10 protein-coding genes are annotated in these 14,559 nt (G+C 41.0%); 8 read left to right on the forward strand and 2 right to left on the reverse strand.

Going from position 1 to position 14,559, the window contains the following annotated elements; genetic code table 11:
• The first annotated feature begins 7 nt into the window (after window positions 1-7).
• The 4 genes from HMPREF9075_RS10535 to HMPREF9075_RS10550 all read left to right on the forward strand — a co-directional run bounded on the left by HMPREF9075_RS10535 (window position 8) and on the right by HMPREF9075_RS10550 (window position 2,191).
• Window positions 8-439: a hypothetical protein gene (locus HMPREF9075_RS10535; protein WP_009416584.1), complete on the forward strand. Its 432-nt coding sequence runs from the start codon at window positions 8-10 to the stop codon at window positions 437-439.
• A 9-nt stretch (window positions 440-448) separates the two neighbouring features.
• Window positions 449-1,063 carry a biopolymer transporter ExbD gene (locus tag HMPREF9075_RS10540; RefSeq protein ID WP_009416585.1) on the forward strand — a complete coding sequence of 205 codons (615 nt, stop codon included), beginning with the start codon at window positions 449-451 and terminating at the stop codon, window positions 1,061-1,063.
• An 11-nt stretch (window positions 1,064-1,074) separates the two neighbouring features.
• Window positions 1,075-1,554: a biopolymer transporter ExbD gene (locus HMPREF9075_RS10545; RefSeq protein ID WP_009416586.1), complete on the forward strand. Its 480-nt coding sequence runs from the start codon at window positions 1,075-1,077 to the stop codon at window positions 1,552-1,554.
• Window positions 1,555-1,648: 94 nt separating this feature from the next.
• The gene (locus tag HMPREF9075_RS10550) at window positions 1,649-2,191 is read left to right on the forward strand and encodes an outer membrane beta-barrel protein (protein ID WP_009416587.1); all 543 of its coding nucleotides are present in this window, start codon (window positions 1,649-1,651) and stop codon (window positions 2,189-2,191) included.
• Window positions 2,192-2,263: 72 nt separating this feature from the next.
• On the opposite strand, the gene HMPREF9075_RS10555 is transcribed toward HMPREF9075_RS10550, so the two are convergent.
• Window positions 2,264-4,528 (reverse strand): helix-turn-helix domain-containing protein, encoded by a 2,265-nt coding sequence (locus HMPREF9075_RS10555; RefSeq protein WP_034557578.1) that lies wholly within the window; start codon window positions 4,526-4,528, stop codon window positions 2,264-2,266.
• A gap of 84 nt (window positions 4,529-4,612) precedes the next feature.
• Here HMPREF9075_RS10555 and HMPREF9075_RS10560 point away from each other — a divergent pair, with 84 nt between their 5' ends.
• From HMPREF9075_RS10560 to HMPREF9075_RS10570, 3 genes are read left to right on the forward strand one after another with little or no spacing between them, the layout of a single operon-like run.
• Complete coding sequence (locus HMPREF9075_RS10560; RefSeq protein WP_009416589.1) at window positions 4,613-5,107, forward strand: Fur family transcriptional regulator; 495 nt, start codon at window positions 4,613-4,615, stop codon at window positions 5,105-5,107.
• A gap of 6 nt (window positions 5,108-5,113) precedes the next feature.
• Window positions 5,114-6,385 (forward strand): adenylosuccinate synthase, encoded by a 1,272-nt coding sequence (locus tag HMPREF9075_RS10565; RefSeq protein WP_009416590.1) that lies wholly within the window; start codon window positions 5,114-5,116, stop codon window positions 6,383-6,385.
• Between the two features lie 18 nt (window positions 6,386-6,403).
• Entirely contained in the window at window positions 6,404-7,771 is a 1,368-nt protein-coding gene (locus tag HMPREF9075_RS10570; RefSeq protein WP_009416591.1) for a suppressor of fused domain protein, read from the forward strand.
• A 2-nt stretch (window positions 7,772-7,773) separates the two neighbouring features.
• On the opposite strand, the gene HMPREF9075_RS10575 is transcribed toward HMPREF9075_RS10570, so the two are convergent.
• A complete protein-coding gene (locus tag HMPREF9075_RS10575; protein ID WP_232305103.1) occupies window positions 7,774-12,093 on the reverse strand; it encodes a translocation/assembly module TamB domain-containing protein in 4,320 nt (1,439 codons plus the stop codon).
• Between the two features lie 313 nt (window positions 12,094-12,406).
• Here HMPREF9075_RS10575 and gyrB point away from each other — a divergent pair, with 313 nt between their 5' ends.
• Window positions 12,407-14,380, forward strand: coding sequence for a DNA topoisomerase (ATP-hydrolyzing) subunit B (gene gyrB, locus HMPREF9075_RS10580; RefSeq protein WP_009416593.1), 1,974 nt, complete (start codon window positions 12,407-12,409; stop codon window positions 14,378-14,380).
• Window positions 14,381-14,559: the final 179 nt, after the last annotated feature.

A 14,559-nucleotide genomic window follows, 5' to 3' on the forward strand; every position in this document is an offset into this window, starting at 1 on the left:
AGATAATATGTATAAGATAGCAAAATATACAGCACTTGGCTTGGGGGTTATAGGGGTTATTTTATGGGCAGTACTTTCACTATCGAACAATGCTAATAATCCTGAAAATGGTGTAATGGGGGCATTATTTGCACTTACTTACATTTTATTGGCGATAGCATTTGCAGCAGTGTTGGTATCAGGAACATTGAATATCTTGTCTTCACCTAAGGCATTGAAAAAGACGCTTATCTATACAGGGGCATTTGTAGTAGTACTATTGTTGGCATACGTATTCTCATCAGGAGATGTAGAAGCTAATGCGAGCGAAGAGGTAAAGAAAGCAAGTGAGTCTGTAAGGAAATGGACAAGCACAGGTTTAATCGCTTTGTATATATTAGTAGCAGGTGCTATAGTAGCGCTAATAGTTTCTAATGTAAAGAAAGCACTAATGAGATAAAAGAATAATATGGCAAAACGTTCAATACCTGAGGTAAATGCAGGGTCAATGGCTGACATCGCTTTCCTTTTGTTGATATTTTTCTTGGTAACAACAACTATAGAAAGCAATTCAGGGATTACTGTAAAATTGCCTCCAAAACAGCCTGCTGACGCTCCGACACCTCCTCCTGTAAGGGAAAAGAACGTGTTGGTGGTGATAGTGAATAAAAACAACCAGTTGCTTATAAATAACAAGATAAGTGAGCTGAAAGATGTAAAACAAACAGCTATAGACTTTTTGGATAATAATGATGATGGTAGCTGCAAGTATTGTAAAGGTGCTGGTAATGACCTTTCATCTGATAATCCGGACAAGGCTATAATATCATTGCGCAACGACCGAGAAACTTCATACAAGACTTATATTGCGGTGCAAAATGAGCTAGTGAAGGCTTATAATGAGTTGCGTGAGCGAGAAAGAAAGCGTTTGTATCCTAATGAAGTGGAATACAATAAGATGGAAGAGGAGTTTGGTGCAGCTCGTACGCCTAAGGCGCGCAAAGATGCATTGGAGCCTAAAATATTGAAACTGCAGGAGCTTTTCCCAAGAAAGCTGATAGAAACTGCGCCTAAGAAACACTAAAATTAAAGAGTATGTCAAAATTTACGAAAAAGAAGAGTGGTGATTTGCCACCAATCTCTACGGCATCTTTGCCTGACATTATTTTTATGCTTTTGTTTTTCTTTATGACAGTAACAGAATCAAAAGATAGTGATTTGATGGTTCAGAATAAGTTGCCTGTAGCGGATCAAGTACAGAAGCTGGACAAGAAAGACCCTGTGGTGTATATATACGCTGGGAAGCCTCTACCGAAGTATCAATCTAAATTTGGTGCGAATGCGAAAATACAGGTAAATGATAAATTTATAGATGTAGCAGAAGTGAGTCATTACATACTAAACTATCGTGATGGATTGCGTGAGGAGTTACAAAATATGTTTATTACTGCACTAAAGGTGGATGCTGACACAAATATGGGACTTGTGAGCGATATTCGTGAGAAATTGCAAGATGTGAATGCGCTTAAGCTTTCATACATTGTACACGAGGGCTCTCCACTTAACCAGAAATAGGTTTTTAAATTAATATTGTAGGAAAAGACGTATTATTATTTATGCGTCTTTTTCTATTATAAGGTGAATAATAACAAATTAAATAAAAAAAGAAATGAAGAAGATTTTATTTTTAGTAGGGTTACTTTTTACAGTAGCTACAGCATCAGCGCAGGCTGTTTTGGATAAAGGGGGCTTGCAACTTAATGGTAAATTGGGTATTTCGGGCTGGGGCGTTCCTGTTGCTATAGGGGTTGATTATGGTATTACTCCTGAAATAACAGTGGGCGGTGAGCTTTCGGCTCGTTTTTACAATACAACGGGTCTTAAAAAGAAAGGTGAAAACTACTATGGATTCCCAATTTATGAGACTGCTAATTTTACGCACTCTATATTTGGTATTTTTGCTAATGGGAATTATCATTTTCATAAATTGTTTAAGTTGCCTTCGCAAGTGGATGTGTATGCGGGTGCGAGTTTAGGATTTTTTGTAGCTTCAAATCCTTCGGGCTATGAAGGTAGTAGTTTTTCTGGCTTTGGCTGGGGAATACAAACTGGTGGTCGCTATTTCTTTACTGACAAATTTGGTGTGCTCTTAGAAATAGGAGGTGGCTTGGTGGGTCACGAGATAAAAGCAGGAGTTACCTATAAATTATAATTTGGAGTAATTAAAATAATCAGTTTATAGGAGGAGGCTATCTAAATGGAAACGTTTAGATAGTTTCTTTTTTTATGAGGTTGTTTCTTGTTTTTCTTCTGCTGCTTTGTGGCAGGCTTGGAATAGATGTAGCTGGCTGTAGCTGTATTTTTCGCCTGTTTGTTGTATGAAATCTTTGAGGGTGGTATTTTCGGTTTGATTGTTAAAAAAGGAGGTTAGCTCTTGTATTTCGTCTTGGTTGAGTATTCGCTGGATAATGGTCGGTGGTAGTTTGCCTTGTGTAACTAATCGTTGTAGGTGGTTGTATATGGTGCTTTCGGTATATTTTCGTTCTTGGGCGATTTGAGTGATGGTTTTTCCTTCTTGCCAAAGTTGTAGGGTTTGGTCGTAGGTATTTGGTTTTTCTTTTTTTTCGTTTTCTTGATTGGGTTTTGTTTTCTCGGTGAATAGTTGTTCTTTTTCTATTTGTTGTAGGGCTTTTTCAAATAGTTGGTTGTATTGTTCGTTTAAGGCTTGGTTGTTTATTTCTTCTTTGGTGAGTGTTTTTTCTTCTTGTAGGAGCTGTATGATTTGTTGTAATTTATAGAGTTTTTTTAGGGTTTCGGATAGGGAATCGTTGAGCTCATAGAGTTCTTTGGTGTATTCTTTTACTTTTTTGAGTTGCTTGATTTTGAGGATTTGGTATATAACTTGGTACCACACTTGGGATAGGAGTGGTATAAAGTAGGAGATGGCTTTTTGGGTTCGTTGGAATATTTGGGTGATAGTGTTGGAGCCGGTGAAATAGGTGTTGAGTTGCTTGGTGAATTTTTGGGCTATTTGGTGGATGTGGTCTATTTGGTGGAGTTGTTGTTGAGCCCAGTTTTTGTGAATATTTTTAGTACCTATTTCGCCGTTGTAGCTGTTGGCGTGTATGATCCATTCTTCGAGGAGGGGTTGCCATTGGAATGCTTTGATGATATTGGCTTGCAGGTATTGATTTTTTCCTATTTGGCAGGCTTGTTGTACTTGTTTTTCGGTAGCTTTGTTGTGTGCGTAGGTAATGACTTCTTCGTCGTTGTCGATGCCTTCTTGTGGTATTGGGGAGAGCAATACAAGTCCGGAGAGGGAACGGAGGCGAGAGAAGGCTACGTAGGCTTGTCCTGAGGCGAATACACTGTTGATGTCGATAATAGCTTTATCAAAGGTGAGACCTTGGCTTTTATGGATGGTGATTGCCCAAGCGAGGCGTAGTGGATATTGTGTGAAGGTGCCGAGTTTTTCTTCTTCTATGTCTTTGGTAAGTTCGTTGGTTTTAAATCGTTTGTTTTCCCATACGTATTGTTCAACGTTGATGGGGTCTTGGCTGTCATCGGGGAGGACTTGGATGTGGTTTTCGGAGAGAGTGACGATGGTACCCATTTTTCCGTTGAAAAATAGGTGTTCGCCAGAGGGGTCGTTTTTGATGAACATTACTCTTGCGCCTTGTTTTAGTTGGATAGTTTTTTCGGTAGGGTAGATGTATTCTGGAAAGTCGTCTATAACGGTGGCTTGGTAGGTGTAGGTGGGTGAGGTGAGTTGTTGCATTTCGTATTGGTTGATAGTATCGGCTTTGTGGTTGTGAGTGGTGAGGGTGATGTAGCTTTTGTCGGTATTTTGTTGGGTAAAATTGGGTTTTACGTGGTCGTTTAGGAATTGTATATCTTGCTGGGTGAGTTTGTTTTCGCGCAGGTGGTTTAGTATGGATATGAAAAGGGGGTCGGTTTGCCGGTATATTTTTTCGAGCTCTATGTATAGGAGCGGGTTTTGTGTGATGACTTGTGATTGGAAGAAGTACATTCCTTTGTAATAGTGCTGTAGGACATTCCATTCTTCTTGTTTTACGACTGGGGGAAGCTGTAGTAGGTCGCCTATAAAGAGCATTTGTAAGCCTCCGAAGGGCTGTTTGTTTCGGCGGATGTGTTGTAGGATATGGTTGATAGCATCGAGGGTATCGGCGCGTAGCATACTGACTTCGTCTATGATGAGGAGTTCGAGGTTTCTGATGAGTTGTAGTTTTTTTTGTTGCATTTGTGTGTGGGCGAGTATGGATTTTTGGTTTTCAAACCGCTGGTACTGAGGGGTTGGGGGTGGTGTGTATGTGGGTAGGAAGGAGGCGAAGGGCAACTGGAATAGGGAGTGTAGGGTTACGCCGCCTGCATTGAGTGCGGCGATGCCAGTGGGTGCTGCTACGATGGTATTTTTATAGGTGGTATTGATGATTTTGTGTAGAAGAGTGGTTTTTCCTGTTCCTGCTTTTCCTGTGAGGAATAGGCTGGTGTTTGTTTGATTGATGAGGGTGAGTATGTATTCTTCCATAGGTTGTTTTATTTGGTGAGGCAAATTTATAAAAAAAATATTGAATATTGAAATAAAAATATTATCTTTGCCACTCAAAATAAAATGACTATGAATAAGCCTGCAACAGAGGAAAGTTTAGAGATAGTAAGGAAGGTTCTTACTAATTATTTGGAGGAGAATGCGCATCGCAAAACTCCTGAGCGGTATGCTATTTTGAAGGAGATTTATGAGTATAATGATCATTTTGACATAGAGACTCTCTATGTGAATATGAAGAATAAGAAGTATAGGGTGAGTCGTGCAACGCTTTATAATACGATGGAATTGTTATTGGAGTGTGGTTTGGTGCGAAAGCATCAGTTTGGGCAGAATCAGGCGTATTATGAGAAGTCGTATTTTGACAAGCAACACGATCACGTGATTCTTACGGATACGGGTGAGATTGTGGAGTTTTGCGATCCTCGTATTCAGACGATTCAGAAGACGATAGAGGAGGTGTTTAACATTGATATTACACATCATTCTTTGTATTTTTACGGTACTCGTAGGGGAGGTGATGGTGTAAAGAAAGCTGAAAAAGTAACTGATAAAGATTAAAATATTATGGCTGTAGATTTATTATTGGGTTTGCAGTGGGGGGACGAAGGCAAAGGTAAAATTGTGGACGTTCTAACACAAGGATATGATATTATTGCGCGCTTTCAAGGAGGTCCTAATGCGGGTCATACGCTTGAATTTAATGGTATAAAGCACGTGCTTCATACAATTCCTTCGGGGATTTTTCACGAAAGTGCTGTGAATGTGATAGGTAACGGTGTTGTGATAGACCCTGTTATTTTTAGGAAGGAAATTGAGGGGCTCAAGAAATATGGGATTGATTTTGCTGGGCGTTTGCTGATTTCGCGTAAGGCGCACTTGATTTTGCCTACACATAGGTTGCTGGATGCCGCTTCGGAAACTTCTAAGGGAAAGGCTAAGATTGGTTCTACACTTAAGGGTATTGGGCCTACATATATGGATAAAACGGGGCGTAATGGCTTGCGTGTGGGCGATATAGAGCTTGATGATTTTGAGGAGCGTTATCGTGTGCTGGTGGAGAAGCATTTAGAATTGCTTGGACATTATGGCGTGGATATTCAGTTTAATCTTGACGAGCTTGAGGCTGATTTTTTTGCGGCTATTGAGGTGTTGCGTGGCTTTGAACTGATTGATAGTGAGGAGTATTTGTATGGAGCACTGAAGAGTGGTAAGCGAATTTTGGCTGAAGGGGCTCAAGGCTCATTGCTGGATATTGATTTTGGTACTTATCCTTTTGTAACCTCATCAAACACTACGGCTGCGGGTGCTTGTACAGGTTTGGGTGTTGCGCCTAATAGTATTGGGCGTGTGATTGGTATTTTTAAGGCTTATACTACACGTGTGGGTAGTGGGCCTTTTCCTACAGAGTTGTTTGATGAAGTGGGTGATACGATGACTGAAGTGGGTAGAGAATATGGTGCTACTACAGGCAGGCGTAGGCGTACGGGCTGGCTGGATTTGGTAGCATTGCGTTATGCGGTTAGGGTGAATGGTGTTACAGAGCTTGTGATGATGAAGGCTGATGTGCTAAGTGGTTTTGAGACGCTGAAGGTGTGTACGGAATATTTGTATAAGGGAAAGAAGATAGGGCATTTGCCTTATAATATTGAACCTCAAAATGTATCGCCTATTTATACTGAATTGAAAGGGTGGCATCAGAATTTGACGGGAATTAAGGAGTATGGAGCACTTCCAAAGGAGCTTTTGGATTATATTGCTTTTTTGGAGAAGGAATTGGAGGTGCCTATTACGCTGGTTTCGGTGGGGCCTGATAGGACACAAACGATTGTGCGTTAGTATTTTAGTATATGGGTTATGGGGAGTATTGTAAGGGATTTTTTGGATACTTTATTGGAGTATGCTACACCTTTAGTGGCTACTTTTAACAAGGGTGCTACGGAGGAGGAGCTTGCGGATTTTGAGGCGGAGATGGGGGTGAGGCTTCCTGCGGTGGTTCGGGAGATGTATATGATGTTTAATGGACAGCGTGCGGGGGATAACGATGTGTTTTTTTTGGATGGGTTGCGTTTTCTTCCGTTAGGGGAAATAAAGGTTGCCCAAAGGCATTGGCAGGAATTATTGGAGGAAGTATCTGACTTGAAGTCGCTTAGCTTTGATAAGGAAGAGGCAATAGATATGGGCTGGCATAAGGTGATTAGAAATCAGTTTTATGATGGGAAATGGCTTCCTTTTCTTACAAATGGGGCTCGTTTTTTGTTTATTGATTTGAATCCTGACAAGAATGGCCGGCTGGGACAGATTGCTGAGATTGATCTTTTATTACATTCTGTAAAGGAATCATTTATGGATATTCAGGCTTCTTCACTCGAAGATTGGCTTGAGGACTTGATAGAGAGTATTGAGGTAGGGATTGTATATTATGATGAGGAGCGTCATTCGCTGGTGGATAGTAGTTTGTACGTAGAAGACGGGCTTGGTATTCCGAATTTCTTTGCACCTGAGCCTGATTATATTTCGGAAGGTGGTTCTAATGTGTATCATTATTCTGATGAGAATTTGAGTGACTGGGTAATTCCTGATAGAGAAAATGTGTATTGTGATGAGATTTGTGCTCATTTTGAGCGTTATATTGGCAAAGAGGAAGGTGTATTCAGAGATTTAAAACCTGAATATGTGCATATAGATGTGCATTGGATTGCACCAACGCCTGATAGACCTTATCACGTACTTTTTACTACAGGAATGAGTGATTACCCGATGTATTTACCACAAAATTTAGAAGACCCTAATGACTATAGCTACGCCGAACTGATGGTGTATTTGCCTGAAGATTGGAAAATTGGCGATGAGGCATTTGAGGATTTTAATAATTACTGGCCTATTTATTTTATGAAGATGTTGGCACGCTTTCCGCATCAATATAAAACTTGGATGGGTGAGGGGCATACAATTCCTAATGGGAATGATGCTGCACCTATAGCAAATACAGATTTTGGGTGCCTGCTTTTATTACCTCCATACACTATGGAAGATAAAGACTTCTTGAAGCTTACCACTGAAGATGGCACTACGATTAATTTTTATGCTATTATACCTATTTACAACGAAGAGATGGAGGTTAAATTAGAAAAGGGGCTGGAGCCTCTTCTTTTGCTTTTTGACAATTATAAGGTGAAAGAGCTGATTGACACTCACAGGAGGAATGTGGCTCTTGATAAATAGGGTTATTTTTGCTTATTGAATATTTTGTGCATTAGTTCTTTAAAGGTGCTGAAATCAACGGTGTAGGTGATTCCGGCACCTTGTGCATATCCAATGCGGTCAAGCATATATTGTTGCCATTCGTTTTCGCGGTTGAATATTTTGGCTGTTAGGTTTCCGTTTGGGGTAAGCCTGAAGAGTACTTCTATATTGCCAGCAACGGCGGTGCGCGTGATACCTCCTACAGGGATACCTACTTTGGCATTAACGCTTGCCCAGTCGGTGATTTGAGTGGATACGGTAAAGCCTAAGCGGTCGCTATTGATGTCGGAACGCCCGTCATTGATGCCCGCCTCATAGGATACCCCTAAATTGAGTTTGTTATCCTCGTCTGAGAGGAGTTGGTTGAACAGTCCGGCAGCGGTCTCGAATAAGTTATAGGCTACGAGACGGTTGTCGGTATTTTTTTCGCTCATAAACGAGCCTTGCGCCAAGAGCGAGAAGGCTTGTAGCTGCTTGCGGTCTTGGTCTTCTAATTTGTAGTTAAGTTCTGAAACGAGGCTTGGGCTGCTATCGGGGAAGGTGATGTCGAAAAGGGTTTCGGGATGCATCAATTCGCCTTCGAGTTTTATGATTACCTGCGTGTTTATTTTTCGGTTGTACTGAGAGCTTTCAAGCAAGGTACTTGGGTTGGCACTAAGGGTATAAGCGGCTTTGAGGTTTCGTAGTGTAGCTGTTAGGGGGTCGCCACTCCAAGAGATAGAGCCCCCAGGTAGTACAGTAAAGCGTTTATCGATGAAGTTTTCGTACTTGAAGTTGTAGAATCCTGAATAAGTGATAAAGTCGCCCCACATATTAAATTTTCCATTGGTATTAATTTCTATCAGCAGGGTTCCTTCACCACGCCCTACGAGGCTGCTACCTGTTTTTCTATCCATTACTATTTCTACTTCGGCAGTGGGTTGTACGTTTAGCTCAAAGTTGAGTTCCAGCCCTTTAATGGATTCTAAATCTCGTTGTATTTTTACTTTTTTCTGTCCTTTTTCTACAAAGGTGATGAAAGAGTCATCGCCTACGCTTTCGGTGTCGCTAAGGGGGATTTTAAAGGCGGTGCCTTCTTCGGTTTGGGCGTTTACTTTGATGGCTATTTCGTCTAATGCGCCTTTAATGGTAGCCTCGCCTTTCATAAAGGCGGTGCCATAGAATAAAGATTCATCGGTATAGGGGGTATTGAGCACCATAAAGCGCTTGCCGAGTGTTTTGAGTTTAAGGTCGAGGAACCAGTCTAACAATCGGTTGTGGCGTATGGAGCCATTGAGGGTAGCTTTTGTTTTGTAGGCGGTATCAGTGAGCAGCCAATTATCTATAATAAAGTTTTTATTGTTTACTTTTATGCGTGAACCGTCATTAATATCGGCATTTAGGAGCAGATAGCTGATGCCTGCTCCTGCTTTGTTTAGGGTGAGCTCACCATCCATTTGTGGGTTGGTAATACTACCTGTTATATCTACTTCACCGCTCATAGTACCCCTAATATCGTAGAAAATGCCTTCCATAAAGGGGTTGAAGGGGGATAGGGCAAAGTCTTTGAAGTAGGCTTTGAGGTCTAACAAAGTACCTTTTTTCTTATCGATATTTATTTTACCACGAGTAGCGAAACCTGGGGTGCGCCCATTGGAAAAGAAAGCGGCGACATCAAAGGAACTAAGGTCGTTGTTGCCAAAAATACTCATTTCTAAATCGCCGTAATCATAGCCATTGAGTTTGAAGTATTGGATAAACAAATCGGCTGAGGGGTAATATAGTTCTCCTTTTTGGGTGAGTGATATGTTGCCGTTTACCTTACCTGTGAGGTTAAGACCTTTTACTTCGGGGGTTATTTTTTCTAAGGCTACGTTGTGGGCTACCAAGTGTAGGTTTTTGTAATCTTTACTAGTAAGCAGACCGCTAAGGTTGATATATTGGTTTTGGTGAGCCATTTTAAAGTTGTTGATTTTGATACTATCGGCGGTGCGGTTTAGTACTATTTTGTTATAGTCGTTCATTTGGTTGTCTCGGTTGATGAACCACTCGTTTCCTTTGAAATTGATGAGTGATTTTTTGATGCCTATGATAGACTCTTGTTTTTCGTTTAGGGTGTGGAAGAAACTGAGTTCGTAGTTATCTTTGGCAGTTTCGCCGCCTTTAAACTCGCTACGGAAGAAGAGCGTATCTTTGATAGTAGTATTGATAAGGTTGAAGTTATGAATGGTATATACGCCCAAATCTACTTTTTTGGCTTCTAAGAAAGCGTTGTAGAATGGGTTTTTGTTGTCTATTTCAACACTTAGGCTATCGATTAGGTTGTCGTAGGCATTGATATGTGGTGATTTTATTTGTAGCCTAAAACTTTCTTTATCGGGGTTGATACTACCATTGATAAAGGTATTGCTACCCAATTTTACTTTGGGCAGGAATACTTCTACGATTTTGTTGTAGATATTAAAGTGAAAGTCTACGTATTGGTTGGGGTCTATTTTGTAGGGGTTGTAGTGTGTATAGATGCTTCCTAAGGCGTTTTGCATCATATGTTTTATTTCGGCGAGTTTAAACTGTCCTTTGATGTTACCGCTTACAATATCGGGTGAGTTGATACTAATTTCTTTGATGCCCTCATTGAGTGTAGAATACACTTCAAAATCTTTGAAGGTGAAATCGCCAGCGGAGTTAATATAGTTTGTATTTTTAAAGGATATTTTTCCTACGATGTTATCGATGTCGTTTCCTTCAATATCAATGATTACTTTGCCGCAGAATTGGGAAATACTATCGTTTTCGACAAAGTGGAGTGCGTGTAGGTCGGCAATACCGATATTGGCTTGGAAGTCGTATTGGGTCTTTTTATCGGAGAGGTCGGCAATTCCATTTACGCTCATTGTGAGGTTGGGGTCGTAGGTATCAATTTTTCCGCTGAATACTTGTTGTTTCATTTCGCCATTTACAGCAATACGATGATACTGATAGCCATTGAAAAGCAAGTTGTGGATATTTCCGCTGGCGTAGAGCTGCATTGTTTGTGGGGTGAAGCCTTTGCCTTTCACTTTTAAATCGGCTGTAATATCACCGATAGTAGGGGTACTGAGGAGTCGTCCTAAATGTAGTTGCTGGGCGTTGATAGTACCACTATATTCTATTTCATCGGTATTGAGGAGATTGTCTAACACACCATTGATATGCGCTTCGCCTTGGTTAGTACTCAGTAGCATATCGGTAGTGAGTGCTGTGGTAGTATAGCTAAAATCGCCGTTTAGATGGAAATAATCCAGCTTGCGGAGGTCGTCTGGGATATTTTTGCCTAATATATTGGGCATAAGATAGGCAAAATCGTTATAGAAAGCTCCTGCGGTTATGTTATTACCTGTGATAATGATATTTTTGTGGTCGTTTAATAGGTTTTTAAATTCAAAATTGCCTTTTACTTCGGTACTTTGGTGTGTGATATTGCCTTGTACTTTGAAATTGTTGAGGGGTCCGTACATAGAGGCTTTATTCACGATAATTTGGCGATGGGGGGCAAATTCGTTGTAGAAGACATTCAGGTCGGTGGTATTGATATTGGATTGTTGTAAATCTGCCTGAAAAGCAACATCGTTGATGAAGTTCGAATAACTATTGTTATGGGCGTGCAGGGTGATATTGCCTTGCAGCTTGGTTTTGTTGGGTGTTTTGAGCTGTAAGTCTTTGGCTTGTATAAGGCTATCGGAATAGATAAATTGTGAGGTACTAAGGTGATTTACTTGTAATTGCTTGTCATATAACAAACTGCCTTCATCGAGTGATAGGGTTACTTTGCTGCCGTGTATGCCAAAATTTTTTACTATGGCATTGAGGTTGTCTATGCGTAACATAGCGGGCTGGGCATCATTTTCATCGGTGATGTAGCATTTGCTGTTGTGTAGTTTAATTTTGGAGGCAGTCATAATAAAGCTGCCTGTGCTGGGCTCATCGGAATCGAAGCGACTTACAAAAACATCGAGGTTGGAGAGTGTGTCGCCTTTATGAGTTTTCATATTGAAAATGAGCTTGTCGCCTTCTATATTTCCGAAGAAGAGGTTCCCCTCGGTGAGCTGTTTGAGGGATAGGATAGAAGTATTGAGTTTTTGAGCTGCGATGAGCGTATCGCCTTTATGGTCGGCAATGAGTACTCCTTTGATATCGACAAAAAGCCAAGGTTTTATGTGGATTTTTTCAATATTGATATTGATATTGTAAGAATCATTCAGGTAACGGGTTACCTTTTGGGCAATGAAAGTTTGCACTGCGGGTAAAAGCAGTAGCCCCCCTATAATAGCTATTGGGAGCACGAAGAAGTAGAGAAGTTTTTTTAATATTTTTTTGCCCAAAGTATAATGATTTTGTAACGGCTGCAAAGTTATAAAAGAAAAATGATATTGCAAAAAAAAAACTTTCCTTTGGTGCGAGCTGCATAGGCTTTTATCCTTCGGTGCGAGCCGCACAGGCTTTTAACCTTCGCTCATCATTCGCTTATCCTTCGCTCAACCTTCGCTGCGGTATAGCTGTACAAAATGGCACTTTTTGGGTGGAGTATAAAAACTAAATTTGCACGTTTGCTAATTATTTTGTACCTTTGTGCCCTTGATTTGATTAACTATAAAAATGGCAGAAGAAATATACAATCAGCAAGAAAGTGCTGCTTATTCGGCAGATAATATTCAATCACTTGAAGGGATGGAGCACGTGCGTATGCGTCCGTCTATGTATATAGGCGATGTAGGCGTGCGCGGGCTGCACCACTTGGTATATGAGGTGCTGGACAACTCGATAGATGAGGCACTGGCTGGCTATTGCGACAGTATAGAGGTTACTATCAACGAAGATAACTCAATAACCGTAGAAGATAACGGGCGCGGTATTCCTGTGGATATTCACAAAAAGGAAGGAGTATCGGCATTGCAAGTGGTAATGACCAAAATAGGTGCAGGAGGTAAGTTTGACAAGGGCTCTTATAAAGTATCGGGCGGATTGCACGGGGTGGGAGTATCGTGTGTGAATGCGCTTTCGAGCCACCTTACTGCTACTGTGTACCGCGACAAAAAAATATGGCAACAAGAATACGAGCAAGGTGTAGCTCTTTACCCTGTAAAACAAGTGGGTGGCACGGATAAACGTGGTACTAAGGTTACTTTCTTGCCTGATGCGACTATCTTTGAACAGACTACGGAATATAAATACGACATTTTGGCAGCGCGTATCAGAGAATTGGCTTACCTAAACAAGGGGATTACTATTACTCTTACTGATTTGCGCCAAAAAGACGATAAAGGCAACTATAAAAGCGAGAAATTTTATTCGGAAAAGGGACTTACTGAATTTGTTAGGTTCTTAGACGGTAATCGTTTGCCTATTATCTCACAAACTATTGCTATGGAAGGGGAAAAAAATGGTACCCCAGTGGAAGTAGCAATGGTATACAACGATTCTTATACTGAAAATGTACATTCGTACGTTAATAATATCAATACTACTGAGGGGGGTACTCACTTGCAGGGTTTCCGTACGGGGCTTACACGTACCTTGAAGAACTATGCTGAAAAATCGGGATTGTTGGAAAAGCTGAGCAAAGACAAAAAGAACCCTGTAGAAATAGAAGGTGATGATTTTCGCGAGGGGCTTACTGCTGTAATATCGGTAAAAGTAGCTGAGCCACAGTTTGAAGGACAGACAAAAACGAAATTGGGTAACCGCGATGTTACGGCGGCAGTATCGCAAGCTGTTACTGCTATGCTTGAGGCTTTCTTGGAGGAAAACCCTAACGATGCGAAAATAATTGTAGAGAAGGTTGTACTTGCAGCACAAGCGCGTATGGCAGCTAAAAAAGCTCGCGAAATGGTGCAACGCAAGAGCGTGATGAGTGTGGGGGGCTTGCCAGGGAAATTGGCTGACTGTTCTGAAGAAGATCCTGCTATCTGCGAACTTTTTCTTGTGGAGGGGGATTCGGCAGGGGGTACTGCTAAGCAAGGACGCAATAAAGATACCCAAGCTATCTTGCCACTAAAGGGTAAAATCTTGAACGTGGAAAAATCGATGCAGGACAAGGTGTTTAGCAACGATGAAATTAGAAATATATATACAGCCTTAGGGGTAACTATTGGTACTGAAGAAGACTCGAAAGCGTTGAACCTTAGCAAGCTACGTTACCACAAAGTGATTATAATGTGTGATGCCGATGTGGATGGTTCGCATATTACTACGCTGATACTTACTTTCTTCTTCCGCTATATGCGTGAGTTGATAGAAAATGACCACGTGTATATTGCTACTCCGCCGCTATACTTGGTAGCAAGCAAAACAAGCAAGCGCAAAGAATATGCGTGGAGCGACAAGCAACGCGATGAGCTTTCAACAGAAATGGGCAATGTAACTATACAACGCTATAAAGGTTTGGGAGAGATGAACCACGACCAGCTTTGGGATACTACTATGAACCCTGCACACCGTACGTTGCGAAAGGTTACTATAGAGAATGCTTCGGAAGCTGATCGCATATTCTCGATGCTAATGGGTGATGAGGTACCGCCTCGCCGTGATTTTATAGAGAAAAACGCGAAATACGCTAAGATTGATGCGTAGGGGAATTAGGAAATTAGGAAATTAGCAAATTGTAATTGTGCGGCTGACTTCTAACAGCTAATGACTAATTTAAAGCTTTGATAATCAATAATCGCCACATTGGTATATCAATAAATAAACTTATATGGAAACAATTACAACTAAAAAGAGGCTTTATCACCCACCAATGGTGAAAAGCA

The sequence above is a fragment of the Capnocytophaga sp. oral taxon 332 str. F0381 genome, assembly GCF_000318275.2.
GTDB classification, from domain to species: domain Bacteria; phylum Bacteroidota; class Bacteroidia; order Flavobacteriales; family Flavobacteriaceae; genus Capnocytophaga; species Capnocytophaga bilenii.